Source organism: Streptomyces sp. NPDC001137, from assembly GCF_040298885.1.
Lineage (GTDB): Bacteria > Actinomycetota > Actinomycetes > Streptomycetales > Streptomycetaceae > Streptomyces.
In genome coordinates this window covers 243758-268447 of the sequence record NZ_JBEPBA010000002.1, presented here as the reverse complement: position 1 = coordinate 268447, position 24690 = coordinate 243758, and the positions used below count along the sequence as shown (strand labels likewise).

General features: G+C 70.7%; 27 protein-coding genes. 18 read left to right on the top strand and 9 right to left on the bottom strand.

From position 1 onward, the window contains the following. Nucleotides 1-22 precede the first annotated feature (22 nt). Nucleotides 23-748 (top strand): hypothetical protein, encoded by a 726-nt coding sequence (locus ABT254_RS04190; protein WP_351463304.1) that lies wholly within the window; start codon nt 23-25, stop codon nt 746-748. Here ABT254_RS04190 and ABT254_RS04185 read toward each other — a convergent pair. Together ABT254_RS04185 and ABT254_RS04180 are read right to left on the bottom strand one after the other, a co-directional pair. Further along, the gene (locus ABT254_RS04185) at nt 734-1675 is read right to left on the bottom strand and encodes a hypothetical protein (protein ID WP_351463302.1); all 942 of its coding nucleotides are present in this window, start codon (nt 1673-1675) and stop codon (nt 734-736) included. The two genes, ABT254_RS04190 and ABT254_RS04185, sit on opposite strands and share 15 nt — an antisense overlap. After that, nucleotides 1672-2043, bottom strand: a complete 372-nt coding sequence (locus tag ABT254_RS04180) for a hypothetical protein (RefSeq protein ID WP_351463300.1) — start codon at nt 2041-2043, stop codon at nt 1672-1674. The genes ABT254_RS04185 and ABT254_RS04180 overlap by 4 nt, the downstream gene beginning before the upstream one ends. Before the next feature lie 719 nt (nt 2044-2762). On the opposite strand from ABT254_RS04180, the gene ABT254_RS04175 reads away from it, so the two are divergent. The 3 genes from ABT254_RS04175 to ABT254_RS04165 all read left to right on the top strand — a co-directional run bounded on the left by ABT254_RS04175 (nt 2763) and on the right by ABT254_RS04165 (nt 5784). Continuing rightward, nucleotides 2763-3335 carry a MarR family winged helix-turn-helix transcriptional regulator gene (locus ABT254_RS04175; RefSeq protein WP_351463298.1) on the top strand — a complete coding sequence of 191 codons (573 nt, stop codon included), beginning with the start codon at nt 2763-2765 and terminating at the stop codon, nt 3333-3335. 143 nt (nt 3336-3478) lie between these two features. Continuing rightward, nucleotides 3479-4189 carry a type 1 glutamine amidotransferase gene (locus ABT254_RS04170; protein ID WP_351463296.1) on the top strand — a complete coding sequence of 237 codons (711 nt, stop codon included), beginning with the start codon at nt 3479-3481 and terminating at the stop codon, nt 4187-4189. Nucleotides 4190-4404: 215 nt separating this feature from the next. Continuing rightward, a complete protein-coding gene (locus ABT254_RS04165; RefSeq protein WP_351463294.1) occupies nt 4405-5784 on the top strand; it encodes a Tat pathway signal sequence domain protein in 1380 nt (459 codons plus the stop codon). Nucleotides 5785-5824: 40 nt separating this feature from the next. On the opposite strand, the gene ABT254_RS04160 is transcribed toward ABT254_RS04165, so the two are convergent. The 3 genes from ABT254_RS04160 to ABT254_RS04150 are packed head-to-tail and all read right to left on the bottom strand — an operon-like array spanning nt 5825 to nt 7992. After that, a complete protein-coding gene (locus ABT254_RS04160) occupies nt 5825-6172 on the bottom strand; it encodes a hypothetical protein (protein ID WP_351463292.1) in 348 nt (115 codons plus the stop codon). A 48-nt stretch (nt 6173-6220) separates the two neighbouring features. Then, entirely contained in the window at nt 6221-7102 is an 882-nt protein-coding gene (locus tag ABT254_RS04155) for an NAD(P)/FAD-dependent oxidoreductase (protein WP_351463290.1), read from the bottom strand. Nucleotides 7103-7146: 44 nt separating this feature from the next. After that, nucleotides 7147-7992, bottom strand: coding sequence for an SMP-30/gluconolactonase/LRE family protein (locus tag ABT254_RS04150; protein ID WP_351463288.1), 846 nt, complete (start codon nt 7990-7992; stop codon nt 7147-7149). Here ABT254_RS04150 and ABT254_RS46480 point away from each other — a divergent pair. After that, entirely contained in the window at nt 7980-8591 is a 612-nt protein-coding gene (locus tag ABT254_RS46480; protein ID WP_502971925.1) for a 2-phosphosulfolactate phosphatase, read from the top strand. The two genes, ABT254_RS04150 and ABT254_RS46480, sit on opposite strands and share 13 nt — an antisense overlap. Here the strand turns inward: ABT254_RS46480 and ABT254_RS04140 are convergent. Further along, complete coding sequence (locus tag ABT254_RS04140; protein ID WP_351463286.1) at nt 8533-9300, bottom strand: FadR/GntR family transcriptional regulator; 768 nt, start codon at nt 9298-9300, stop codon at nt 8533-8535. The genes ABT254_RS46480 and ABT254_RS04140 overlap by 59 nt on opposite strands. Before the next feature lie 239 nt (nt 9301-9539). Between ABT254_RS04140 and ABT254_RS04135 the strand changes: the two genes are divergently transcribed. The 6 genes from ABT254_RS04135 to ABT254_RS04110 are packed head-to-tail and all read left to right on the top strand — an operon-like array spanning nt 9540 to nt 16271. Continuing rightward, the gene (locus tag ABT254_RS04135; RefSeq protein WP_351463284.1) at nt 9540-10436 is read left to right on the top strand and encodes a proline iminopeptidase-family hydrolase; all 897 of its coding nucleotides are present in this window, start codon (nt 9540-9542) and stop codon (nt 10434-10436) included. A gap of 35 nt (nt 10437-10471) precedes the next feature. Next, nucleotides 10472-12196: an ABC transporter substrate-binding protein gene (locus ABT254_RS04130; protein WP_351463282.1), complete on the top strand. Its 1725-nt coding sequence runs from the start codon at nt 10472-10474 to the stop codon at nt 12194-12196. Further along, the gene (locus ABT254_RS04125) at nt 12184-13218 is read left to right on the top strand and encodes an ABC transporter permease (RefSeq protein ID WP_351463280.1); all 1035 of its coding nucleotides are present in this window, start codon (nt 12184-12186) and stop codon (nt 13216-13218) included. Before ABT254_RS04130 ends, ABT254_RS04125 begins: the two co-directional genes overlap by 13 nt. A gap of 5 nt (nt 13219-13223) precedes the next feature. Beyond that, nucleotides 13224-14192, top strand: coding sequence for an ABC transporter permease (locus ABT254_RS04120; protein WP_351463278.1), 969 nt, complete (start codon nt 13224-13226; stop codon nt 14190-14192). Beyond that, nucleotides 14185-15255 carry an ABC transporter ATP-binding protein gene (locus ABT254_RS04115; protein WP_351463276.1) on the top strand — a complete coding sequence of 357 codons (1071 nt, stop codon included), beginning with the start codon at nt 14185-14187 and terminating at the stop codon, nt 15253-15255. Before ABT254_RS04120 ends, ABT254_RS04115 begins: the two co-directional genes overlap by 8 nt. Next, nucleotides 15252-16271, top strand: a complete 1020-nt coding sequence (locus ABT254_RS04110) for an ABC transporter ATP-binding protein (protein WP_351463274.1) — start codon at nt 15252-15254, stop codon at nt 16269-16271. The genes ABT254_RS04115 and ABT254_RS04110 overlap by 4 nt, the downstream gene beginning before the upstream one ends. 63 nt (nt 16272-16334) lie before the next feature. Here the strand turns inward: ABT254_RS04110 and ABT254_RS04105 are convergent, their stop codons facing one another. Next, entirely contained in the window at nt 16335-17147 is an 813-nt protein-coding gene (locus ABT254_RS04105) for an SAM-dependent methyltransferase (RefSeq protein WP_351463272.1), read from the bottom strand. 45 nt (nt 17148-17192) lie between these two features. Here ABT254_RS04105 and ABT254_RS04100 point away from each other — a divergent pair, with 45 nt between their 5' ends. Beyond that, nucleotides 17193-18635 (top strand): PP2C family protein-serine/threonine phosphatase, encoded by a 1443-nt coding sequence (locus tag ABT254_RS04100; protein ID WP_502971915.1) that lies wholly within the window; start codon nt 17193-17195, stop codon nt 18633-18635. Between the two features lie 25 nt (nt 18636-18660). Here the strand turns inward: ABT254_RS04100 and ABT254_RS04095 are convergent, their stop codons facing one another. Then, on the bottom strand, nt 18661-19101 hold the full coding sequence (locus ABT254_RS04095; protein ID WP_351463270.1) for an ATP-binding protein: 441 nt from the start codon (nt 19099-19101) through the stop codon (nt 18661-18663). A 191-nt stretch (nt 19102-19292) separates the two neighbouring features. Here ABT254_RS04095 and ABT254_RS04090 point away from each other — a divergent pair, with 191 nt between their 5' ends. From ABT254_RS04090 to ABT254_RS04080, 3 genes are read left to right on the top strand one after another with little or no spacing between them, the layout of a single operon-like run. Beyond that, nucleotides 19293-20171, top strand: coding sequence for a Sco1979 family transcriptional regulator (locus tag ABT254_RS04090; RefSeq protein WP_351464060.1), 879 nt, complete (start codon nt 19293-19295; stop codon nt 20169-20171). Further along, complete coding sequence (locus tag ABT254_RS04085; RefSeq protein WP_351463268.1) at nt 20168-20458, top strand: DUF397 domain-containing protein; 291 nt, start codon at nt 20168-20170, stop codon at nt 20456-20458. Before ABT254_RS04090 ends, ABT254_RS04085 begins: the two co-directional genes overlap by 4 nt. After that, entirely contained in the window at nt 20455-21261 is an 807-nt protein-coding gene (locus tag ABT254_RS04080) for an SAM-dependent methyltransferase (protein ID WP_351463266.1), read from the top strand. Before ABT254_RS04085 ends, ABT254_RS04080 begins: the two co-directional genes overlap by 4 nt. A 73-nt stretch (nt 21262-21334) precedes the next feature. On the opposite strand, the gene ABT254_RS04075 is transcribed toward ABT254_RS04080, so the two are convergent. Next, entirely contained in the window at nt 21335-22387 is a 1053-nt protein-coding gene (locus ABT254_RS04075; RefSeq protein ID WP_351463264.1) for a glycoside hydrolase family 5 protein, read from the bottom strand. A 193-nt stretch (nt 22388-22580) separates the two neighbouring features. Here ABT254_RS04075 and ABT254_RS04070 point away from each other — a divergent pair, with 193 nt between their 5' ends. The 3 genes from ABT254_RS04070 (at nt 22581) to ABT254_RS04060 (ending at nt 24635) form a co-directional block, all read left to right on the top strand. Continuing rightward, nucleotides 22581-23636 (top strand): LacI family DNA-binding transcriptional regulator, encoded by a 1056-nt coding sequence (locus ABT254_RS04070; protein ID WP_351463262.1) that lies wholly within the window; start codon nt 22581-22583, stop codon nt 23634-23636. An 80-nt stretch (nt 23637-23716) separates the two neighbouring features. After that, on the top strand, nt 23717-24451 hold the full coding sequence (locus tag ABT254_RS04065; protein WP_351463260.1) for a YqjF family protein: 735 nt from the start codon (nt 23717-23719) through the stop codon (nt 24449-24451). 52 nt (nt 24452-24503) lie between these two features. Then, nucleotides 24504-24635, top strand: coding sequence for a hypothetical protein (locus ABT254_RS04060; protein WP_351463258.1), 132 nt, complete (start codon nt 24504-24506; stop codon nt 24633-24635). The last annotated feature ends 55 nt before the right edge of the window (nt 24636-24690 follow it).

Below are 24690 nucleotides of genomic sequence, written 5' to 3'. Positions count from 1 at the left end.
CGGTGTACTAACGTTCACTTCCGTGAGAAGCCATCTGCGCATATGGATAGCGCTGGCGCTGTCCGCCGTCGGTCTCACCGCCCTGGTGGACCGGCTCGCGCCCTCCGCGCACGTGCTCGCCGTTCTGCGCGAGTGGTGGCCCCTCGCGCTCGTCGCCCTTGGACTCGGCGGCGCCCTCCGCCTGCTCCTGGCCACCAAGAACGTCCTGCGCGGTCCGATGACCATCGCCCTGGCAGGCGCCGTTCTCCTCCTGGTGACACGCGATCCGCTGCCCGATTCACTCCGCCCCTACTTGTGGCCACTGGCCCTGCTTCTGCTGGGCACCTTCATGCTCGCGGGCATGGCGGCCACCGCGCCCGCCACGGAGGGGCTGCTCGTGACACGGCTGGTGTCGGTGGCGGAGGCGCGCAGGGTGGTGTGGCCTCGAGGGGAGTTCTCTCTCGCGACGGTCACAGCGGTGGCAAGCGGGTGCGTGATCGACCTGCGCGAAGCGCGGCTGCACGAGACCCGCGACGACGAACTCGTCTGGCACGAGGCCCGACTCGATGTGACGGCGGTACTGAGCGGCGTCGACGTGGTCGTACCCGCCGCGTGGGACGTACAGGTGGAGCGCTACTCGTCGCGGTGGCGCCAGCGGCCCGTGGAGGACAACCCCGTCCCGGAGAAGCCGACCCTGCACATCAAGGCGCTTTCGCTGTTCGGCGGCGTCGAAGTGCGCAAGGCCGAGAAGGTGTCAGGCAGTCCTTGAGTCGTCCTTGCCCGTGTCGTACTCCACCGGGCTGGGCAGGGGTTCCTGATCGTTCCTCAGCCACAGGTCGGTCAGCTTGCCGTTGAGTGCCCGCTCCTTCCCCGTGTCTGCGGGAAGCGCGACGCGCATCTCCTGCAGGAGCCTCAACCGGTAGACGTCGACCACCGCCGCCACCGTGTTCCCGTAGGTGGTCGCGGCATGGACGGCTGAGCGGTAGGCGAACCACGACAGAACGGCGAATGCCACCGGAAGGAGCAGCCACCAGGAATGGGGCAGCAGCAGCCCGGCCGTGACGACGGAGGTGAGGCCGAACGACAGGGCCAGCCGGGCGGCGGTGTCGAGTTCGTTGCGGCTTCTGGAGACGGTCTGGAGCACTTCCTGGGGCAGGACATGGTAGAGACGCGGCCAGGTCAGCAGCGCGTCGAGCCCGTAAGGGCGGCCGGCCCGCTCCTCCGCCGCGCGCAGTCGGTTGCCCAGTGCCGTGGGCAGCACAGGCGCCCGATCCGGCATCAGGGAGAGCCCGAACCGCGCCGCCTCGGCACGAGGGTCGTCGTAGTCCAGATGCTCGTCCTGCCAGGTGAGCCGGGACCGGCGGTTGGCATGCACCCACGTCCCCACCCTGGCCAGCGGACCGAGCGGGCCGGTTGCGCTGACGTATCCCTCCAGGAGCCGGATGGAGGCGAGCTCGAGCGGCTGCAGCAGCAGGCCCGCGACCAGGGCGCCGACCGAAGCGACGGCGGCCCCAGCCCAGCCGTAGGAACGGGCGTTGTCGAGCAGTCTCTGCAGTTCTGGGGCATTGGCCGGAGCGCCCCCGAGGATCAGCGAACCCACGACGGTGAGGAGCAGCGCGGAGGGAAGGATGTTGACGAACTTCAGGCGCGGGGTGAGATCGGCGTCCACGACGCCCAGCGCGCTCAGCTGACTCATCGTTTCTCCTTGTGCCTGCCGTCGGGGCAGCAGAAGTGCTCTGGCGTGTGAAGACTCGAGTCGTACTGCTCGATGTACGTGGTCACGACGCACTCGAGCATCGGGCACTTCACGTCCATGTCCCGGTCGGTGTCATCGGCCCGGTAGCGGTAGTCGGAGCCGTGGCGGGAGCAGCGGTTTGCACGGGAGCGGGAGGGCCGAAGCGGCAGGAACCGCGCCCAGCGGCACCCGGGGAACCGGCACACCCACAGGTACTTGTGCCCATCGGGCCAATGGAAGCCGGGGAGTTGGTCATCCCCAGCGAACGCCTGCTGCACGTAGAGCAGAAACCGCACGGCCGCGATGGGCCCCGATCTGTGTGACCGCATGAGTCCCCCTGCGCGGCAAGAACGAGACACCTGGAAGCAAGAGAACTAGAAGGTAGGGCCCGAAGGGGTGCCGCGTCGAGAGGTTGAGGGACGGGCCGACGCCGAATGGGTCTGCGGCGTACGGCCGTTGCCGGTGCACGCGTTGCCTAAGCTCTCCACGCACGGCTACGGGCTCGACATGAACGCCGCCGTCAAGTGGACGATCTCCGACCTGATGGACGAGGTCGTCGGGTCCGAGAGGTCCGCCCACCAGTGGCCCGTCAGGTCCGCCCTCGAGGCCCGGATCGCGGTCTGCGCCAGTTCGGAACGCACCGATCACCGAGCCCGACCGGCGACAGGGGGTGGCCGCAATGATGCTGCGGGAGTCGAAGGCCAGCGGCCGGCGCAGCGGCCCCGAGCAGTGTATGGGCCTCGCCGAGGCCCTGCGGGCGGACACGGTCGACGCGGCCCGGCAGGACTTCGCCGGGTGGAAGGGGACGGTCGAGGCCGGCAAGGTCGCGGACCTGTATGTGCTGGACCGCCGCCGCTGGCCTGGCTCCGCACGCGATCACGGACGCGGAGGTGGACCTGCCGGTGTTCGACCGTCGCATCGTCCACCAACGCTGACACCCTGCGCGATCCCCTGCCCGGTTCTCTGCGTGGCCCGCCACGCGAGCCGCTTCGTCGTTCTCTTCGTACAATTTGAGTCCGAACGGTCAATGAAGTGCGAGGGAGCGCCCGTGCCCGGCCAGCGATCCATCACCGAAGCCGAGAAGCTCGCCGCGGCGAAACTCGGCGGCATCCCGATACGGCGCGACCAGATGGCCGCCGTGGCCAACATCTACCGGGCCGCCTCCGCCGTGCGCCAGCACGTGGAGAACTCGGTGCTGCGGGGCTCCGACCTGACTTGGACGGCGTTCGTGGTGCTGTGGGTCGTATGGGTGTGGGGCGAGTCGGAGACCCGGCACGTGGCCGAGGAGGCGGGCATCTCCAAGGGGACGCTGACCGGTGTGTCGCGCACCCTGGAGTCGCGTGGACTCCTCAGGCGGGCCGGCCACCCGACGGACGGACGACTGGTCCTGCTCAGCCTCACCGACGAGGGCGAGCAGCTGATGCAGCGGCTGTTCCCGGCCTTCAACGAGGAGGAGGCCTTCGTCACCGCCCAGTTGACGGACGAGGAGTGCCGGAGCCTGGCCGAGGGCCTGCGGCGCGTGGTGATGCAGGTGGAGCAGAACGGCGAGGAGCGCCGCCAGTCCCTCCTCAACGGCGCCGAGCCGGCCCCACGGCGCAGTGGCCGGCGGGCGAAGGGCTGAGTGTCGGCCGCGGTGGCCGATGCAGACCGCCCGCCGGCGACAGGGCAGCGGGCGGCGTCTCATGGAGATCACGGCGAACAAGCCCTATCATTTGAACTCAAACAATAAGTTCGAAGAGGCCTGCCGAGAACCAGGGAGCCACCGTGCGCGCACTCGTCGTCCAGCACGACCACACGACGGAACCGGGGCTGGTCGGTGCCCGCCTCGTGGAGCGTGGTTACGACCTCGAGGTCGTGACCGTCGTACCCGAGCACCGTCACCACGCACCGGATGTCGCCTTCGACTTCCCCGACGCCGCCGACTGGGATCTCGTCGTCTCGCTCGGCGCACCCTGGTCGGTGTACGACGAGACGGCCATAGGCAGCTGGATCGGCGGGGAGCTCGCACTGCTGCGCAAGGCGCACCACCTCGGCATACCGGTGCTCGGCGTCTGCTTCGGCGCCCAGGCGCTGACCACCGCCCTCGGCGGCTCGGTCGAGCCGTCGCCGCGTCCCGAGATCGGCTGGACCGAGATCGACACCCACGACCCGTCGCTCGTGGGCCGGGGCCCCTGGATGCAGTGGCACTTCGACCGGTGCGTACTGCCGCCGGGGGCCGAGGAGTTGGCGCGCAACGACGTGGGCGTGCAGGCGTTCCGGCTCGGGCGGAGCCTCGGGGTGCAGTTCCATCCGGAGATCACGATGTGGATGCTGCGCGGGTGGCTGGCGAACGGCGGTGAGCAGGAGGCGCTGCGGCACGGCGTCGACCCCGGGCAGCTCCTCGCCCGCAGCAGCGACTTGGAGGCGGTCGCCCGGGCCAATACCCGCGACCTGGTCGACGGGTTCCTCGACCGGGTGGCGGGCGCGACGCACTGACACGGTCCGCAGCGGGCACGGCTCAACCTCCGTCTCCGAGGAGGGAGTTGGGGCGCGATCCCATCCTTCACCCCATCGGCCGTCCAGACAACTCCTCCCCCGCACATCACCTTGACCACCACCTCCCGCACCAGCAGAATGTGGCCACTTGAGAGCGCTCTCAAAGAGCTGAGCTCTCGGACCCAGCAGCGTCACCGATCCCGAGGAGAGCAGCCATGGCCGAGATCGCCCGTCGGACGGTCATCGGGGCCGGGGGCGCCGCTGCCGCCCTGGCCGTGTTCGGCAGTGGCACGGCTCGCGCGGCCACCGGCTCAACTCCCGCCGCCGGGGCGGAAGATGCCCGGATGCGCGGCCATGCCTTCCTCGCTGCGGCCATGGACGGCTACCCGGACCACGGCGGCATCCGCCTGGCCCAGAGCTACACCGATCAGGCCGGGCTCTTCAGCACGGCGTTCACCTACGACAACGCGCTCGCGATCCTGGCCCACCTCGCCCACTCCGCCCCCGGTTCGCGCGCCAGAGCCATCGCTCTCGGGGACGCACTGCTCTACGCACAGACCCACGACCCGCAGCACACGGACGGCCGACTCCGGCAGGCGTACAACGTCGGGCCGTACGTCTTCTACGACGGTTCACCGCAGCCGGACGGCTTTGTGCGTGCGGACGGCACCGTGAACGTCGGCACCCAGTTCGGCTTCACCGGTACGGCCGTCGGTGACATGGCCTGGGCGGGCATCGCGCTGGCGGCGCTGGCCGCCCGCACGGGGGCGGCGCGCTTCCTGACGGGTGCCGTGCGGATCGGCGAGTGGGTTGAGGCGCACGGCCGCACCGACGAACCGCTCGGCGGCTACAAGTTCGGCGTCGACGGCAGCGATCAGAAGCTCCCCTTCACCTCCACCGAGCACAACATCGACCTGACCTGCCTCTTCGCGCGTCTCGCCCGGCTCACCGGGGACGGCGTCTGGCTGGAGCGGCGGGCCCGCGCGCAGGCGTTCCTCGACAAGATGTGGAACGAGTCCGGCGGCTTCTTCTACACCGGCAGCAACGACGGCGTCACCGTCAACACCTCGCCGGTGCCCGAGGACACCCAGACCTGGAGCTATTTGTCCCTCCACGACCGCCGCCGCGCCCGGTCGGTGGACTGGGCGGCAGACCAACTCGCGGTGCTGGACACCACCGACCGGCCCAACAGCACCGTCCCGGCCGGGCAGTCGTACGAGGGGGTGACCTTCAGCTCGGCGTCCCTCCTCGCGGACGAGAGCTCGCCCATCGCGGCCTCCCAGCCCAAACCCGACCGCAACGGCGTGTGGTTCGAGGGCACCGCCCACCTCGCCCTGGCCCTGCGGGAACGCTGCGCGAGTGGTGACGAACGGCGGGCCGCGCGCCTCATCGCCTCCATCGAGCGGGCCCAGGACCAGCTCGGCGCGGGCCAGACGGTCGGGGGCAAGGCCCTGCCCGAACGCTCAGGTGTGGTGTCGGCCAGCAGTCCCTTGGACACCGGTTTCGGCTTCGGCTACTACCCGTACCGGCACGTCGGCGCCACGGCCTGGTATCTGCTTGCGGCGGCCCGCGCCAATCCGCTGCGGGGACACTGAGCCGCCCCGGGCAGCTGCCCGGTCGCCGCGGAGGCCGCCGTCAGCCGCCGGCTGGGCGCTTCTGCTGCCCGCCGACGAACGCCAGGGCCTCCCGCGCAAGGGGTGACCAGTCCAGGGCGGACTCCGGGGAGAGAGCGAACCACTCCTTCATGGGGGTGCCCTTGTTGGCGTCGAAGTTGTCTCCCTCTTCCGCGTCGACCAGCGCGTCCACCCGCTCTTTGGGCAGCTTCACGACCAACTGCCCGCGGACGAGCATCGCGAAGATCTTGCCGTGCACCCGCAGCGCGCTCCGGCCGAAGCCGGAGCCGGAGCCGCCGGGAGGAGTGACCCCGGGAAGGCCCAGCAGCTCGCTCACAAGGTCGTCGAAACGCTCCTCGGCCGGCGTCATACGGCTCCTCCCGGGTTCTGCGGCGAGACCGCCACCCGGCCCACTGAATCACGCCGGCATCAGTGGCGCAGCCTGTCGAAGCGGAACGGTTCCAGGGCTTCGGGACGCCGGCCTGTGCAGACGTACTCGGTGAGTCGGCGCCACGGTGACCGGGCCCAGGGTGACGCCGAGCATGCCGTGTCCGGTGGCCACGAAGGCGTTGGCGTGGCCGGGGACGCGGTCGATGACCGGAAGGCCGTCGGGCAGGAAGGGGCGGCCACCGACCCACGGGTCGCGGATCAGGCCGACCAGGTCGTCCGGGTCGTCGAACCAGCGGCCCAGGTAGTGCCGGCTCGCGAGGGCGACGGCGACGACGCGGCGCCAGTCGAGACGGTTGTTGTTGCCGCTCAGCTCCATCGTGCCGCCGATCCGTGTCGTGCCGCCGATCGGTGAGGCGACGGCCCGGCGTTCGCCGAAGTACAGCGTGTGCCGGGGGGCGGGGTCCAGATCCACGGAGAAGCTGTAGCCCTTGCCCGCCTGGAGGGGCAGCGGGTGTCCCAGCGCGCCCAGGAGGCCGGCGGAGCGCATGCCGCCCGCGATCACGACGGCCTTGCACGGCATCTCGCCCAAGGTGGTGCGCACCGCCGCGACCTGGCTCCCCTGAATGCCCCTGCCGGTCCTGAAGCCCACCGCCTCCGCGTTCTCGTGGACCTTCACACCGGCCGCGGCCAGCGCCTGTCCGAGCCCGAGGGCGAATGCCTCCGGGTCGACCACCCCCTCCCCCTCCACGAGATACGCCGCGCGCACCCCGGACGACAGCGCGTCGTCGAGGAGCCGGGCCTCGTCCCCGGTGGTGACATCGTCGGGCAACGGGTAACGGCCGTCGGCCATCTCCCGTTGTACGGCGAGGTGATGGCGGGCCTCGGCCGGGGAGAGGAAGGCGTGGACCATGCCGGGGCGGGCACGCCGTTCCTGTGAGGCAGGGGCGGCACCTGCTACGGCCGTCCCGCTCCCGGCACCTCGACGGGCACCGCGAGCACCTGACCGGTTCCGGGGGCCACGATCTCGGTCTCGGTCATGCCCTGCCAGTGGGCCGCGGTGATGAACAGCGTGCGGCGGTCGCGTCCGCCGAGCACACAGGCGAAGGCTCCGCGGTCCAGCTCCACGGTCTCCAGGACGGTGCCGCCTTCCGCGACGCGCACGCACCGCCGGTTGGGCACGTCCGCGTACCAGACGGCGTTCTCCGCGTCGACGCAGATGCCGTCCGGGGCACCCTCGCCCAGATCGGCCCAGACGCGCCGGTGCGACAGGGTGCCGTCGGCCCCGATGTCGAAGGCGAGCAGTCGGCGGCGGTAGGAGTCGGCGACGATCAGGGTGGCGTCGTCGGCGGTCACCGCCATGCCGTTGGGAAAGGCGATGTCGTCCGCCACCTCGCGCACCGAGCCGTCGCGGCCGACCAGGTGGACTGAGCCGGGTTTGACGTCCTCCCCGGCCGTCGGGTCGAAGCCGACGCGGTTGACGTAGGCGTTGCCGCGGCCGTCCGCCACGATGTCGTTCCAGCCGGGTGCGCCGAGCTCGGCGTGTGTGACCAGGCTGCCGTCGGGGTCGCGGCGCAGCAGCCGCCCGTCCGCGGAGGAGACGATCAGCAGGCGGTCGTCGTCCGGGAGCCAGGCGGTGCACAGCGGGAGCGACGCCACCCGGGCGACGACCTCGCTGCGGCCGGTGAGGTCCACGGCGACGACCTCGCCTGCGGTCCAGTCGGAGAAGTACAGCCGGTCGCCGTGCCAGCGCGGTGACTCGACCAGGCCCCGGCCGGTGAGCAGCGTGGATACTCCGGTCATCGTCATCACAGCCCTTCTGCCGGGCCGGTCCGGCACCGGCCCTCCACCCTCCACACGAAGGTCGATCGGCGAAATCGACAACCTGGGCGAAAGAACTGGCCGATCATGCGGGCCTTCACCACGGGTCCTGGGCCTTCGCCGGAGGGGCCGAGGCCATCGTCCTGGCCGAGTCACCGGCCGAGGCCCGTGCCCTCAAGGCGGGCAGCCCCGACTACATCACGGTCAAGGACGGGCCGCCCGCGCCCGGCGACGCGGTCGATTCGCCGGCCCTGGTGCGCTCGCCCGACCTCGCCCGGCGCACGCTGGTGCAGAAGACCACGAGCGGTACGGTCGGAGCGCCGGCCGCCAGGGCCGCCCCGCTGCTGTTGTGCGCCGGCTTCACCGTGGCCGCGGCCACCGCCGGTGTCCTGCGTGCCGAGCGGGTCCAGCACGTGACCTTCGTGATCACCGGCCGGGACGGGCGCGCCGAGGAGGATCTCGTCTGCCACGGAGCGGGAGCACATAGCCCTGCGCCCCCGCCACGGCCACGGGACGTGAGCGTCAGGACGGCGCCGCGCCCCGGACCCGGGCCAGCACGTCACGGATCATCTCGGCGCTGATCATGAAGTGCTGCCGGGCGATCTGCTCCGCGCGCTCGGGCTCGCCGCCCGCGATGGCCTCATAGAGCGCCTTGTGGTCCTCGCCGCCGCGGTGGAAGTCGGCCCGTTCGCCCCTGCCCCAAGGCTCGACGGGGAAGCCGAGGCTGATCCGGGCGAGCAGGCCGCGGCTGAGCATGACGATCTGCGGGTTGCCCGTGGCGGCGCACACGGCCTGGTGGAAGGCGCTGTCCGCGCTCTGCTCGTCGCGCGGTGTGCGGGCGGAGAGGTACGCGGTCAGGGCGTCCCGCATGGTGTCGAGGTCCCGGGAGCCGCGGCGCCGGGCCGCCGTCGCGGCCACCATGCCCTCCACCAGCCCGCGCAGGTCGAAGAGCTGCTCGAACTCCTCCCAGCGGGGCACCAGGGTGTGCCGCACCGCGGCCGCCGTCGACTCGGTCCAGCTGTCGCGGACGTAGGCCCCGCCGTTGCGGCCGCGGCGGATCTCCACGACGCCGACGGCCTGCAGCCGGGCGATCGCCTCGCGCACGGTGGGCCGGCTGACCCGTAGCAGCTGGATCAACTCCCGTTCCACCGGCAGCCGTTCGCCCGGCAGGAAGTCACCGACGGCGATCGCGGTGAGCAGCCGGTCGCAGACCTCGTCGACGGCGGACGCGACACGCACCGGGCGCAGCTCGGGCGAGGGCGCGCCGCCGAGGAGGACACGGTCGAGCACCCGCGAGAACTCGCCTCCCGGTTCGGACGCCTCAGGTACGGATGTCAGCTCGTTCCCCCTTGTTCGCCGCTTCTGTTAACGCACACAGGCCACGTAAAAACGCCGTTACTTCTTGGCCCGGCCCCGCTAAAAGGTCTTGTGCGCTGACCATTTACCCAATCAGTATCTCACTCATCCGTCACACCCACCCCGTTTCAGCCAGCGGCCGACTCGTTCCGGCCGGTCTGGGAGGCTTCTTCGTGGCGATCCCCGAACCGAACCGCACCGGAACCGTCGACTTCAACGGCCATTCCACCTGGTACCGGATCACGGGCGAACCGGGCCGGACACCCCTGGTGGTCCTGCACGGCGGACCCGGCGCCGGCCACAACTACACGCTCAGCATCGCGAACATCGCCCAGCAGGGCCGCCAGGTGGTGCACTACGACCAGCTCGGCACCGGACTGTCCACCCATCTGCCCGACAAGGGCGCCGACTTCTGGACCGTCCAGCTCTTCCTCGACGAACTCGACAACCTCCTCAAGGTGTTGGGCATCGCCGACGGCTACCACCTGCTCGGCCAGTCCTGGGGCGGCATGCTGGCCGCCGAGCACGCCGTACGGCGACCGTCCGGACTGCGCGGCCTGGTCATCGCCAACTCCCCCGCGTCCATGGAGCTGTGGCTCAAGGCGGCGGCGGAACTGCGCGCCGAGCTGCCGCCGGAGGTCCAGCGCACCCTGCTCGCGCACGAGACCGCGGGAACCACCGACGACCCCGGCTACCGCGCCGCCGAGCAGGTCTTCAACGAGCGACACGTGTGCCGTCTGACGCCCAACCCGCCCGAAGTACAGGCCACTTGGGACAACATCGCGGCCGATCCGACCGTGTACCACACCATGAACGGGCCCAACGAGTTCCATGTCGTCGGCACGCTCAAGGACTGGTCCGTCATCGACCGGCTGCACCTGATCGACGCACCCACCCTGCTGGTGTCCGGCCGCCACGACGAAGCCACCCCCGAGACCCTGCGCCCCTTCGCCGACCACATCCCCGATGTGCGCTGGCACATGTTCGAGCACTCCAGCCATATGCCGCACGTCGAGGAGGAGGAGCTCTACCTCCGGGTCGTGGGCTCCTTCCTCGACTCCACCGACTGAGTCAACGGCCCTTTCCCTGTTGGGAGTTCATTGCGATGTCCCGCAGCACGAGACGGGGCGCGCTCGCCGCCGCCACCGTCGCCCTCGCCCTGACCGCCGCCGCCTGTTCGTCCTCCGACGGCGGCTCCTCCGACAACCCGGGCGCGTCCTCCTCCGGCTCCGGATCGTCCGCCTTCCAGCCGCAGCACAAGGGCGGCACCCTGAAACTGACCGCCCACGCGGCCGCCGGCACACTCGATCCACAGGTCAACTACACGCTCCAGTACTGGCAGTTGTACCAGTCGATGTACGACGGTCTGCTCGCGTTCAAGAAGGTCGGCGGACAGGAGTCGTTCACCGTCGTCCCGGACCTGGCCGCGGCGCTGCCGAAGGTGACCAACGGCGGCAAGACGTACACCTTCACCCTCCGCAAGGGCATCACCTTCTCCAACGGCAAGGCACTGACCACCGATGACGTGGTGGCGTCCTTCCAGCGCATCTTCAAGGTCTCCAGCCCCACCGCCGGCACCTTCTACAACGGCATCGTCGGCGCCGACGCCTGCATCAAGAAGCCCGCCTCCTGCACCCTGCCCAAGGGCGTGATCGGCGACGCGAAGACCAACACGGTCACCATCAACCTGACCGCCGCGGACCCCGAGTTCCCGTACAAACTGGCCGTCCCGCACGCCAGTGTCGTACCGAAGGACTCGCCCACGAAGGACGCCGGTACCAAGCCGCTGCCGTCGACCGGCCCGTACACGGCCGCCTCCTACGACCCGAACCGCGAGCTGAAGCTGGTGCGCAACCCGCACTTCAAGGAGTGGTCGCGGCAGGCGTCGCCGCAGGGCTACCCGGACGTCATCGACTACACCTTCGGGCAGACGGTCGAGTCCGAGGTCACCGCCGTCGAGAACGGCCAGGCGGACTGGATGTTCGACGCGCCGCCCACCGACCGGCTGAACGAGATGGGCACCAAGTACGCCTCCCAGACCCATGTGAACCCGCTGACCGCGTTCTGGTACGCGACGCTCAACGTCAACATGGCGCCGTTCAACAACAAGTTGGCGCGCCAGGCGATCAACTACGCCGTCGACCGGGCCGCCGTGGTGCGGCTGTACGGCGGCACCAACCTCGCCTCTCCCGCCTGCACGGTCCTGCCGCCGGGCTTCCCCGGACACGTCGACTCGTGCGACTACACCAAGGGCGGCGGCACGAGCTGGAAGGCCGCGGATCTCGCCAAGGCCAAGGAGCTGGTGAAGAAGTCCGGCACGGCCGGACAGGAGGTCGGCATCGTCGTGCAGGACGACGACGTCAACAAGTCCATCGGGCAGTACCTGCAGAGCCTGCTCACCCAGCTCGGCTACAAGGCGAAGCTCAAGCCGCTGTCGCCGAACATCCAGTTCACCTACATCCAGAACACCAAGAACAAGGTGCAGTTGGCGCTGACGTCCTGGTACCAGGACTATCCGGCGGCCTCGGACTTCCTCAACGTGCTGCTGTCCTGTGCCTCGTTCCACCCCGGCAGCGACTCGAGCATCAACATCTCCGGCTTCTGCGACAAGGGCATCGACGCGAAGATGCACGCGGCGCTGAAGGCCGCGCAGACCGACGAGAAGAGCGCCAACCAGCAGTGGGGCGCCATCGACCAGCAGCTCATGGGCGAGTCGCCGCTCGTCCCGCTGATCAACCCCAAGCTGGTCGACTTCACCTCGAAGCGGGTCGGCAACTACCAGTTCAGCAAGCAGTTCTACATGCTCGTCGGGCAGCTGTGGGTCAAGTGACCGGCGCCGAGCCCTTGTCGACCGCTGAGGCCCGGCGCTCGCCGGGCCCCTGGCGGACGGCCGCCGCCGACCTGGTGCGCAACAGGTCGGCGCTCGCCGCGGCCGTCGTCCTGCTGATCGTCGTCGTGGCCACCCTGTGCGCGCCGCTGTACGCGTCCCACATCGCCCACACCGACCCGTTCCAGTCCCATGTCTCCGGCACCACGGTCGTCGACGGCAGGACCGTGCCGGTGCTCACCCCGAGCAGCACCGGCCTCGGCCTCGGCGTCACACCCATCGGCCCGACCTGGGACCCCGCCCACTACTTCCTCGGCGCCGACAACCAGGGCCGCGACGTCATGGCCCGCCTGCTCTACGGCGGCCGTACGAGTCTGTTCATCGGAGTCACCGCGGCCCTGCTCACCTGCGTCGTCGGTACGGCCGTCGGGGTGGTCGCCGGGTATGCGGGCGGCGTCGTCGACTCCGTCATCTCCCGGGTCCTGGACGTCATCTGGGCGTTCCCGGTGTACCTGCTGGCCATCTGTCTGTCGGTGGTGCTGCTCACCAACGGGCTCAGGCTGGGCCCGCTCACCGTCGACGCGGGAAGCCTCTGGCTGCCCGTCGCGATCATCGCGGCGATCTATGTCCCGTACATCGCACGGCCGTTGCGCGGTCAGGTGCTGGTGCTGCGCAACAAGGAGTTCATCCACGCGGCCGTCGGCTCCGGCGCGCCCACCGCGCGCATCCTGCGCCGCGAGGTGCTGCCGAACGTGCTGCCCACGGCGATCGTCTTCGTCCCGCTGATGACCGCGCTGGCCATGCTCACCGAGTCGGCGCTGTCCTTCCTGTCGGTCGGCGTGCAACCGCCCGACGCCAGTTGGGGCACGATCATCGAGGACGGCCTGGGCCTGCTCTACACCCGCCCCACGGTGACGATCGCCCCCGGCCTGCTGATCGCGCTGACCACGGCGGCCCTCAACGTCCTGGGCGACGGGGTGCGCGACGCCCTCGACCCGGGCGCCCGGCTGCGCGGAGGGGTGTGACACGCATGGTCTCCTTCGCCCTCAAGCGGTTCGCCTCGGCGCTGCTGGTGATGTTCGCGATCAGCGTCCTGGTGTTCCTGATCTTCTTCGCCACTCCGGGAGTCGATCCCGCGGCACGTATCGCGGGCCGCAACGCCGACCCCGCCACCCTCGCCCAGGTGCGGCACTCCTTCGGCCTCGACCGCCCGATGCCGATCCGCTATCTGCTGATGATGCGTCACCTGCTCGTCGACCGCGACCTGGAGTCCTTCGTCAACCGCGGCGCCCGGGTCATCCCGCAGATCGTGCAGGCCACCCCGGTGACCCTGTCGCTGGTCGTGGGCGCCGCGGTGATCTGGATGGTCGCCGGCATCCTCATGGGCACCGCCGCCGCGACCCTGCGCGGCAAGGCCGCCGACCCGCTGATCATGCTGGTGGGCGTGGTCGGCGTCTCGCTGCCCGCCTATTGGCTGGGTGAGGTCGTCAACCTCATCACCCAGAAGCAGCTGCACGGTTCGGTCTTCTCCTGGGTGCCGCCGCCCGGGTACGTCGGTCTGGGCCAGGACCCCGGCCAGTGGGCGCTGCACATGCTCTTCCCCTGGCTGACCCTGGCCCTGCTGTACGCCGGGATCTACGCCCGCCTCCTGCGCGGCGAGGTGATCACCGCCCTCAACGAGGACTACGTCCGCACGGCCCGCGCCAAGGGCCTGTCCGAGCGCCGGATCCTGCTGCGCCACGCCCTGCGCTGCTCACTCATCCCGATCGTGTCGCTGTTCGGCCTGGACTTCGGCGCCCTGGTGGGCGGTGCGGCACTGCTCACCGAGGTGGTCTTCGGCCTGCCCGGCATCGGCAAGCTCACCTACGACGCCCTGCAGAACCTCGACCTGCCCGTGATCATGGGGACCGTCCTGTACGCCGCCTTCTTCGTGGTCCTCGCCAACGCCCTGGTGGACATCCTGTACGCGCGACTCGACCCGAGGGCCCGCCATGCCTGAACCCCTGCTGGACGTACGCGACCTGCGGGTCTCCTTCCGCACCCGCACCGGCCCGGTCACGGCCGTCGACGGTCTCTCCTTCACCGTCGCACCGGGCGAAGTCCTGGGTGTGGTGGGTGAGTCGGGCTCCGGCAAGAGCGTGTCGATGCTGGCCGTGCTGCGCCTGCTGGCCAACCCCAACGTCACGGTGTCGGGCGAGGTCCACTTCCGCGGACGGGACTTGCTCGCCCTTCCCGACAAGGAGATGCGGGCGATACGAGGCCGAGAGATCGCCATGGTCTTCCAGGACCCGATGACCGCGCTGACCCCGGTGTACACGGTCGGCTGGCAGATCGCCGAGCAGATACGGGCGCACGAGCAGGTCTCCCGCAAAGCGGCCGAGGCCCGCGCGGTGCAGCTGCTCTCCGACGTCGGCATCCCCGACGCTGCCTCCCGGGTGAACGCCTATCCGCACGAGTTCTCCGGTGGCATGCGCCAGCGCGCGGTCATCGCGATGGCTCTCTCCTGCGGCCCCGCGCTGCTCATCGCCGACGAACCGACGACCGCGCTGGACGTCACCGTCCAGGCCCAGATCCTCGACCTCATGAGGGAGTTGAACGCGGGCGGTGCGGCCGTCGTCCTCATCACGCACGACATGGGCGTGGTCTCCCAGATCGCCGGCCGGGTCCTGGTGATGTACGGCGGCCGGGCGGCCGAGGAGGGCCCGCGCCGGGCGGTGTTCCACGGCCCCCGGCACCCCTACACCTGGGGTCTGCTGGACTCGGTGCCCCGCGTCGGCGGCCCCCGGTTGCGGCGACTGCCCACCATCGCGGGCATGCCGGTCTCCCCCGGCGCCCTTCCGCGGGGGTGCGCGTTCGCACCGCGCTGCCTGCTGCGTCACGAGCGGTGCGAGGAGCGCCCCGCGCTCTCCGGCGACACCCATCGCGACGCCTGCTGGCTGCCGCCGGACGACCGCGCGGCACTGCGCCTGACGGCACGGGCGGCATCGAGCGGCCCGGCGGGCACGGATCCGGAGGCCGCGGCGAGCGGCCCGGCGGACATCAACACGGAGGCGGCGTCGTGACGGCACAGGACATCGTGGCAGTGAACGAGGAGGCGCCTCCTGCGGGCGATGTCCTGCTGCGCGCCACGGACGTCACCAAGCACTACCCGCTCTCCCGGCGCCGCAAGGTCCTGCGCGCCGTGGACGGAGTCTCGCTCGACGTCCGCACCGGGGAGACCCTCGGCATCGTCGGCGAGTCGGGCTGCGGCAAGTCCACCCTGGGTCGCTGCCTGGTCCGGCTGACCGAACTCACCGGTGGCCGGGTCGAGTTCGACGGGCAGGACATCAGCACCCTGTCCACGCGCCGACTGCGCCCCGTACGCCCGGGCATGCAGCTGGTCTTCCAGGACCCGCAGGCCTCGCTCAATCCCCGCCGCCGCGCCGGGGACATCGTGGCCGAGCCCCTGCTGGTGCACCGCTACGGCGACGCCGCCGCGGTCCGGCACCGGGTCGCCGAGCTCTTCGACGTCGTGGGACTGGCCACGGCGCATCTGGACCGCTATCCGCACGAGTTCTCCGGCGGCCAGCGGCAACGCATCGGAATCGCCCGGGCGTTGGCCACGAACCCGAAACTGATCGTCGCCGACGAGCCGGTGTCCGCGCTCGACGTGTCGATCCAGGCCCAGGTGCTGAACCTGTTCGCCGACCTCCAGGAGGAGTTCGCGCTCACGTACGTATTCATCGCGCACGACCTCGGCGTGGTCCGCCATGTGTCGGACCGGATCGCCGTCATGTACCTCGGCGAGATCGTCGAACTCGCCGATGCGGAGGCCCTGTTCGAGGCCCCGGCCCACCCCTACACCCAGGCGCTGCTGTCCGCGGTGCCGGACATCGACGACGGCAGCACGGCGGCCGCACCGCCCCGGGAACGCATCGTGCTCACCGGCGAGGTGCCCAACCCGGTGGACAAGCCGACGGGTTGCCCCTTCCGCACCCGCTGCCCGTACGCACGCGAACGCTGCGCGGTAGAGCGCCCCGGGCTCGCGCCGACGCCCGCGGGACGCCACGTCGCCTGCCACTACCCACTGATCGGGTGACCGCCCGCCGAGCCGACAAGCATCCACAGACGATGACAGAACCCACCAGGTCTCCTCGACCGACTATCCGGCCTTGCGGCCGACTCCCACATACACCCAGTACTCCTTCGGGTTGTCCGGGATCACGTCGTCCGGGTCCGGGCGCCACAGGGGGAGGTGGACCAGGCCTGGTTCCACGAGGTCGAAGCCGGTGAAGAGTTCGAGGATCTCGTCGTGGGAGCGGGTGATGACCGGCGAGGTGGCCCTGGACCGGTACAGCTGGCCCACCGCCGCGGCCTTGTCCGGGCGGTCCTGGTTCGTGCCGTGCGACATCGCCAGGTAGCTGCCCTCCGGCAGGACGTCCCGGAAGGCGGCCACCAGGCCGGCGGGGTCCTCCTCCGCTGTGACGAAGTGCAGGATCGCGTTCATGAGTACGGCGACCGGCTGCTCGAAGTCGATCAGCTTGCGCACCTGCGGCGAGGCCAGGATGTCGGCCGGCCGCCGGATGTCGGCGTCGACGATGTCCGCGTCCGGGTTGCCGGCGAGCAGCGACGCGCTGTGCGCCACGGCCACCGGGTCGTTGTCGACGTAGACCACCCGGGCTCCCGGGCTGACCGCCTGCGCCACCTCGTGGACGTTGCCCTGGGTGGGGATGCCCGAGCCGAGGTCGAGGAACTGCCGTACCCCGGACTCGACCAGGAAGCGCACGGCCCGGCCGAGGAAGGCGCGGTTCGCCCGGGCCAGGGTGCGCGCCTGGGGCTCGATGGCCGTGATGGCGGCCACCGCCTCCCGATCGATGGCGAAGTGGTGCTCGCCGCCCAGCAGGGCGTCGTACACACGGGCGACGCTCGCCCTGTCCGGATCGGTCCCTGGCGGGAAACCTTCACTCTCGGGCACTGCAACTCCCTTTTGGACCAGGGGCCTTGACGCGACATCATATAGTTGCCGACGACACACGGCGAGCCACCCTCATCGCCGTGCGCCCGGAGCCCCCCACCCGGAAAGGCACGACCCCTGCGGAACGAACCGCGCAGCCGCACCGACACACCCCCCGCCGCACTGCCCTCGCCCCGCCGGTCGGCCTTCTCCCCCGCCGCCGACGCCATCGGCTCGGAACTCGACCTGGGGCTGACCGGCAGCCATGTCGTGCACGCGCTGACCCCCGGCTTCTGCGACGCGGCCTCGATCTATCTGCTGGAGCGCTGGCTGCGCGACGAGAACCTGTACGCCGTCGCGGACCCGCCCCAGATAGAGGCGCGCCGTCTGGCGCTGCGCATCGGCATGGACGCGGTGGAGGACTGGGAGGGCGTACTCCCGGTCGGCGAGGTGATCGTCTTCCCGCGCGAGACGCCGTACGCGCGTGCGCTCGCCGCCGGGCATGCGCAGCTGCTCGACACGATCGACCCGCACACCTCCCAGCGGCTGTCGGCCTCCGGGGGCGGTGACGCCCGGGTCGAGGACCTGCTGCACGTGTCGTCCTTTCTCGTCGTCCCACTGCAACTGCGCGGCACCGCGGTCGGGTTCGTCGCCTGCTCGCGCACCCCGGACCGGGCCCCCTTCCGGCCCGCGGACGTCGTCGCCGCGGAGGCGCTGGGCGCACGCGCCGCCACGGCCCTGGACAACGCGCGCCGCTACGAGCGCGAGCGCCGCACCGCCCTGGCGATCCGGGGCAGCCTGCTGCCGGGCACGGCGCAGGAGGTCGAGGGCTGCCGCATCGCGCACGGCTGTCTGCCCGCCGGGCAGGGCAACATCATCGGCGGTGACTGGTTCGACGTGCTGAAACGGCCGGGTGACCGGGTCAGTCTGGTCGTCGGGGACGCCATGGGGCACGGCCCGGAGTCGGCCGTCGCGATGATCCAGCTGCGCACCGCCGTCCGCACCCTGGCCACCCTCGACATCCCGCCGGCCGATCTCATACGGCGCCTCGACGCACTCGCCTGCGACACCCCGGGGGCGTCGTTCGCGACCTGCATGTACGCCGAGTGGGATCCCCGGCGGCACACCTGCACCCTGGTGGGGGCCGGCCACCCGCCCCCGCTGCTGCGCGGCCCCGACGGCCGGACCGCGCCGGTCGCGCTCACCGGTCCGGGCCTGCCCCTGGGACTGGGCACGGGCAGCTACGAGGCGACCGTGCTGACCGTGGACGAACCCGCACTCCTCGTGCTCTACAGCGACGGCCTGGTCGAGTCCCGGGACGCCGACATCGACCAGGAGATCATCCGCCTCGCGCGCGCCCTGGACACGGCGGCCGCCCAGTCCGCGGCCGCCGGCGAGCAGGAACCGCTGCAGTCCCTGTGCCGGCGGCTGCTGAGCACCCCTTCCGCAGCGGCCGCCGCCGACGACCGCACCCTGCTGCTCGCCGAGCTGACGCCCCGAAAGGGCTGAAGCCCGCCCCTCCCCAGGCAGGCCCTCAGGCCGTCAGATGCGCCCACACGGCATTGCCACCGGTGAGTCTGGACCGGTCGACTCCCCAGCTGTCCGCGATCTCCCCCACGATGAGCAGTCCGCGGCCGCTCTCGTCGTCGGGGCACGGCTCGCAGCGGGGCAGGCCGCGGTCGCTGCGGTCGTGGTCGTGGATCTCGAGGCGCAGGCACCGTTCGGTGATGAGCCCGATGCCGCACAGGATCCGGGCGCTGAGCGTGTGCCGCACGGCGTTGGTGGCCAGCTCCGACACGAGCAGGACGGCGTCCGCGCACAGGTCGCCCGGCAGGCGCCAGGCGCTCAGCCGCGCGCCGACGGAGCGGCGGGCGACCTTGATGCTGGAGCGGTGCGGCGGCAGTTCGAGCCAGTGGGTGCGCTCCGGGTCCGGGGCGTCTAAGAGCTGCGGCGAGGAAGTCGTGTGGGGGGACACGCAGTTGCCTTCCGTGGGGAGCGGGGCGCGCAGTGACCGTCGAAGCGATTCACACACGTAACTATGCTCTCAGGGCAGTTCAAGCTGCAACCAGCTGCCTGATAATTTCATGGAGCCGGTATCTGTCCGTCCGCATCGTCAAGTCGCTTTCAGTAGTGGCTCGGTGACGGCGACTCAGGAGGTAGGGCGTGGTGAACGAAGGCCGGTCGGGCGCGGGCAACAGCCCCAGCGCACCTACCGTTCTCCGCATGATCCTCGGCCGGCGGCTGCAGGAGCGGCGCCAGGACGCGGGTCTGACGCTGGACGACGCGGCCAGGGCCCTGCGGGTGACCTCCTTGACCATCCGGCGCCTGGAGAAGGCCGAGGTCGGCCTCAAGCCCCTGTACGTGGACAAGCTGCTGGAGACGTACGGGGCCGACCGGCAGGAGATCGACGAGTTCGTCGCCCTCGCCGAGCGGGCCAACGAGCCCGGCTGGTGGCATGTGTACCGCGATGTGCTGCCGAGCTGGTTCAGCGGCTATGTGAGCCTGGAGTCCGGGGCGACGACGCTGCGCACCTACGAGCCGCACTATGTGACCGGGCTGCTGCAGACCCACGACTACGCGCGCGAGGTGCTGCGCGGCGGCTTCCCGGGCGGCAGCGAGGAGGACCTGGAGCGGCGGGTGGATCTGCGGCTGCGCCGCCAGGGCCTGCTGGAGGGACCCGATGCGCCCACGCTGTGGGTGGTGCTCGAGGAGACGGTGCTGCACCGGGTGGTGGGCGGCCCCGAGGTGATGCGGGAGCAGATCGACCGGCTCCTGGAGGTCTCGGAGCTGGAGCACGTCAGCGTCGACGTCGTGCCGTTCTCCGCGGGCGCCCACGTCGGCGCGTGCGCCCCCTTCACCTACTTCCGGTTCAAGGAGCCCGAGCTGCCCGACATCGTCTACAGCGAGATCCTCTCCGGCGCCATGTACCTGGACCAGCGCTCGGACGTGGCGGCCCATCTGGAGGCGCACAACCGCATGTCCCTGCTGACCTCGGACACGGACAGCAGGGCGCTCCTGAACCGCATGCGAAAGGAGTACTCATGACAGGCGCCGACAGCGTTGTCCACGGCGTCTACAACGGCATGCCGGCCTCGGACCTCGGCGAACAGGGCTGGGAGTCTCCGTGGAGCGGCCCCAACGGGGGCCAGTGCGTGCAGACGAAACAGCTCGCCGACGGCCGGGTGGCCCTGCGGCAGTCGACCGACCCCGCAGGACCCGCGCTGATCTACACCCCGGAGGAGATCACCGCGTTCGTCGCGGGAGTCAAACGAGGTCTCGCCGATCATCTGACGGCCCTGTACCCCCCACGCCCACCGAAAGGGACAGCATGACCAACTCGCACGCCGCGCGGGACATCGACACCAGCAGGCCCCACTCCGCCCGGATGTACGACTACTACCTCGGCGGCAAGGACCACTTCGAGGTCGACAAGCAGGCCGCGGAGACCGTCGCCTCGGCCTACCCGGCCATCTTCGTGTGCGCCCGTGAGAACCGGGCGTTCATGCACCGCGCCACCCGCGTGCTCGCCCAGGAGCACGGCATCCGGCAGTGGCTGGACATCGGCACCGGCATCCCCACCGAGCCGAACCTGCACCAGGTGGCCCAGTCCGTGGTCCCCGAGGCCAGGGTGGTCTACGCGGACAACGACCCGCTCGTCCTCAAGTACGCCGAGCGCCTGATGCGCAGCACGGCCCAGGGCCGCACCACCTACATCGAGGCGGACGTCAACGACCCGGCGTCGCTGCTGGACTCCCCCGCCCTGGCCGAGGTCCTGGACCTGAACCAGCCGGTGGCCCTGTCCCTCAACGCCCTGATGCACTTCGTGACGGACGCGCAGGACCCGTACGGCATCGTGGACCGTCTGCTGGCCGTCCTGCCCTCGGGCAGCGCGCTGGCCCTGAGCCACTGCACGCCCGACTTCGACCCGGCGACCTGGCAGAAGGTCACCGACATCTACACCAATGCGGGCACGCCGGTGCAGTTCCGCTCGAAGGACGACGTCGCCAAGTTCTTCAGCGGCCTGGACCTGCTCGAGCCCGGAATCGCGGTCGGTCACCGCTGGCGCCCGGACGGCGAGCCCGACGCCACGGACGCCGAGGTCAGCCTCTGGACCGGGGTGGGCATCAAGCCGTAACCGCGACGTTTCGCGGGTGCCGGACGGCCCCGGGCCCAGTGGCTCCGGGACCGTCCGGCGGCTGGTACGGGGATCAGGGCTGGACGGGCCGGCCGCGTCCCCAGGCCCAGGCGAGACGGTCCGCGCCGGACTGGTTGGTGGTGGCCAGCCACGGGCGGGAGGCGTCGCCGACGAGCTTCTGCATCGAGTAGATGTCGTCGGTGCGCAGGCCCGGCCAGTACACGGAGCCCATCTTCAGCTCGCGGGCGGTGTCCGTCTCGGCCTGGATGAAGTTGACGTAGTTGTCGTCGGGCGCCGGCTTGTTGTAGTTCAGGCCCGTGGTCATCGGGGCGCCGAACTCGTCGATGACCGTACGGCTCGCGCAGTCGCCGATGCGCTCCTTGAGGTCGGCGGTCCACTGGTCGTAGGTGGCGTACGACTTCCAGAAACCGTAGTGGTGCAGCGACAGGTAGGTGCCCGTCAGCCGCGGGTCGGCGCAGACCGAGGTGACGTGGTCGTTGTAGCCGGCGCCGCTGACGAAGACCCGGCCCCGCGGGAGGGAACCGTACGTCGCGAGCCACTTGGCGGCGATGTCGGCCCACTGGGTGTCGGTGTAGCCGTGGGGCTCGTTCATCGGCTCGAAGTAGACGTTCGTGTTGCCCTTGTAGGCCTTGACGACGGTGTTCCACATCGGCCAGTAGGTGGCCTCGTCGTCGATGAAGCCGTCCTTCTGGGCGCCCGTGCCCTCCCAGTACGACAGGATCACCTTGAAGCCCTTGGCCGTCGCCGCGTCGATCACACCGCGGTACGACTTCCAGTAGGAGCCGTTCACGGTGTACGGGTTGATGGGCAGGCGGACGGTGTTGGCACCGAGGTTGGCGCGGAACGCGGAGATCACCCGGCTCGCCTTGGTGTACGTCTGGGCGTAGGTGTCGGAGAGCGACAGACCGGACAGGACCACGGGGTCGTCGGCGTAGTTGTCGCGCGGGTCGGCCCAGTTGACGCCCTTGAACTGGGTGGTGTCCGTCTTCGGCGCGGCGGAGGCGGGGCTGCCGGTGAGGGTCGCGCCGCTGACCGCGGCGATCGCGAGCGCCGCGCAGGCGGCACGCAGCCGGGGAGCGAGGCGTGTGGTGGGGGTCTTGCGCATCGACGTGGCCTTTCGGGAGGTGGCGGCTCGGCACCCCGCATGTTTACGTAAACATCTGCTGTTGTCGGCAACGGATGTTTACGTAAACTCGGCGGCGCCGGAATCGTGGCATCCGCCCCAGCGGCCGTCAAGGCTCCTCACGCGTAACATCCGGTGCGTCGCGCAACAGGTCGGGCACCCGAGGGAGGCGCCAGTGGTGGAACGGGGCAGCACCGGCGTTCCGGGCGGACGCCGCAAGCAGCGGGTCTCCATGGCCGATGTCGCCAAGCGGGCCGGCGTGTCCTCCCAGACGGTCTCGCGGGTCTCCAACGGCTATCCCGGGGTGATCAGTTCGACCCGGGAGCAGGTGCTCTCGGCCATGCGGGATCTGGGCTACCGGCCCAACAGCGCGGCGCGCGCCCTGCGCTACGGCCAGTTCAACACCATCGGCGTGATCCTCTTCAGCCTCTCCTCGACGGGCAACAGCCGTACCGTGGAGGCGATCGCCACCCATGCCGCGGCCGAGGGTTATGCGATCACCCTGATCCCCATCGACGTCCCCACTCAGGACAACGTGCTGGGCGCGTTCACGCGCATGGGAGAGCTGGCCGTCGACGCCGTGATCGTCATCATGGAGATCCATCTGCTGGACACCGGCACGGTGCAACTGCCGCCCGGCGTGCACGTCGTCGTGGTGGACTCCGACGCCGGCGACCGCTACAGCGTGGTCGACACCGACCAGGCCGACGGCACCCGCAAGGCCGTCGGCCACCTGCTCGACCTGGGCCACCACACCGTCTGGCACGTGACAGGACCGGAGACGTCCTTCGCCGGTCAGCGCCGCACCCAGGCCTGGCGCACGGTCCTCGAGGAGGCGGGACGCCCGGTGCCGCCTCCCCTGCACGGCGACTGGTCGGCCGAGTCCGGTTACGCGGCCGGCCTCGCGCTCGCCGAACAGCCCGACTGCACGGCCGTGTTCGCCTCCAACGACCAGATGGCGCTGGGGCTGCTGCGCGCCTTCCACGAGCGCGGTCTGCGGGTGCCCGCGGACATCAGCGTCGTCGGCTTCGACGACATCCCCGACGCCGCCTTCTTCGTGCCGCCCCTGACCACCGTCCACCAGGACTTCGCGGAGGTCGGCCGCCGCTGCGTCCAGGACGCCCTCCGGCAGATCCGCACCCGCGGCGACTCCAAGCCCGGCACCGATCTCGTCCCGACCACCCTGGTCGTCAGGCACAGCACCGCGCCCCCACCGGACCGGCGTCGATGACTGTGCCGTTGCGCACAACACCGACGAACCCGGGCCCGCCGACGCAGCCGGGCCGCTGCCCGCGTGCTACAAGGCAGGTCATGGAGATCGAACCGGTCACCCCGTCCACCCCGCGGCCGGTACGCAGGCCGACGCTGGTGCAGGGCTGGCACGAACTGACCTTCCTGCACTGGCCGGTGGAACCGGAGCGCGTGGACCCTCTGCTGCCTTCCGGGACCCGGCCCGACACTCTCGACGGGGTCACCTACGTCGGCCTGGTTCCGTTCCTGATGCGCGGCGTGGGCCTCGGTCCGGGGCCCGGTCTGCCGTATCTCGGAACGTTCTGCGAGACGAACGTACGGCTGTACTCGGTGGACGAGCGGGGCCGCCGCGGTGTCGTGTTCCGCTCCCTGGACGCGACCCGGCTGCTGCCCGTGCTGGTGGGGCGGCTGGGCGTGCGGCTGCCCTATGTGTGGTCGGCGATGCGGCTGCACCGCGCGAACGACAGGATCACCTACACCTGCCGCCGCGGACGGTCCGCAGCGCGCGGCCCCAGAAGCCGGGTCGTGGTGCGACCCGGCGCGCCCATAGCGCGGCCCACACCGCTGGAGCTGTTCCTCACCGCCCGCTGGGGCATGCACGTCCCGTGGCACGGCCGCACGGTGCACCTGCCCAACGAGCACGCGCCCTGGCCGCTGCACCGGGCCGAACTTCTCGACCTGGACGACGAGTTGATCACGGCGGCCGGTCTGCCCCGGATGACGGACGCGCCGATCAGCGTGCTCTACTCGCCGGGCGTCTCGGTCCGGTTCGGGACACCGTCGGCCGCCTGCTGAAACGCAGTTCGACTGGCGCCTGCCGTCCGGAGCGGCCGCGCCGTTCGACGTGGTGGACCTCGCCGAGCTCGCCGAGGACGGCCGTATTGCCACGCTGCGCATCGTGTACGACACCGTGGACGTGCGTCCGGCGTTCGAACGCGAGACCGGCAGTTCGTGGCGGCCCACCCCGGATCAGAGCTGACGGGCTGCTGTCCACCCGGGCACCACGTGCGTCTCCATCTCGCACACGGCGGGCA

Bases quoted from the DNA above. Each gene is read 5' to 3' on its own strand.
- ABT254_RS04085 (WP_351463268.1), top strand. From the start codon at position 20,168: ATGACAGGCGCCGACAGCGTTGTCCACGGCGTCTACAACGGCATGCCG.
- ABT254_RS04155 (WP_351463290.1), bottom strand. From the start codon at position 7,102: ATGGTCCACGCCTTCCTCTCCCCGGCCGAGGCCCGCCATCACCTCGCC.
- ABT254_RS04115 (WP_351463276.1), top strand. From the start codon at position 14,185: ATGCCTGAACCCCTGCTGGACGTACGCGACCTGCGGGTCTCCTTCCGC.
- ABT254_RS04150 (WP_351463288.1), bottom strand. From the start codon at position 7,992: ATGACCGGAGTATCCACGCTGCTCACCGGCCGGGGCCTGGTCGAGTCA.
- ABT254_RS04075 (WP_351463264.1), bottom strand. From the start codon at position 22,387: ATGCGCAAGACCCCCACCACACGCCTCGCTCCCCGGCTGCGTGCCGCC.
- ABT254_RS04160 (WP_351463292.1), bottom strand. From the start codon at position 6,172: ATGACGCCGGCCGAGGAGCGTTTCGACGACCTTGTGAGCGAGCTGCTG.
- ABT254_RS04130 (WP_351463282.1), top strand. From the start codon at position 10,472: ATGTCCCGCAGCACGAGACGGGGCGCGCTCGCCGCCGCCACCGTCGCC.
- ABT254_RS04185 (WP_351463302.1), bottom strand. From the start codon at position 1,675: ATGAGTCAGCTGAGCGCGCTGGGCGTCGTGGACGCCGATCTCACCCCG.
- ABT254_RS04065 (WP_351463260.1), top strand. From the start codon at position 23,717: ATGGAGATCGAACCGGTCACCCCGTCCACCCCGCGGCCGGTACGCAGG.
- ABT254_RS04080 (WP_351463266.1), top strand. From the start codon at position 20,455: ATGACCAACTCGCACGCCGCGCGGGACATCGACACCAGCAGGCCCCAC.
- ABT254_RS04120 (WP_351463278.1), top strand. From the start codon at position 13,224: ATGGTCTCCTTCGCCCTCAAGCGGTTCGCCTCGGCGCTGCTGGTGATG.
- ABT254_RS04165 (WP_351463294.1), top strand. From the start codon at position 4,405: ATGGCCGAGATCGCCCGTCGGACGGTCATCGGGGCCGGGGGCGCCGCT.
- ABT254_RS04180 (WP_351463300.1), bottom strand. From the start codon at position 2,043: ATGCGGTCACACAGATCGGGGCCCATCGCGGCCGTGCGGTTTCTGCTC.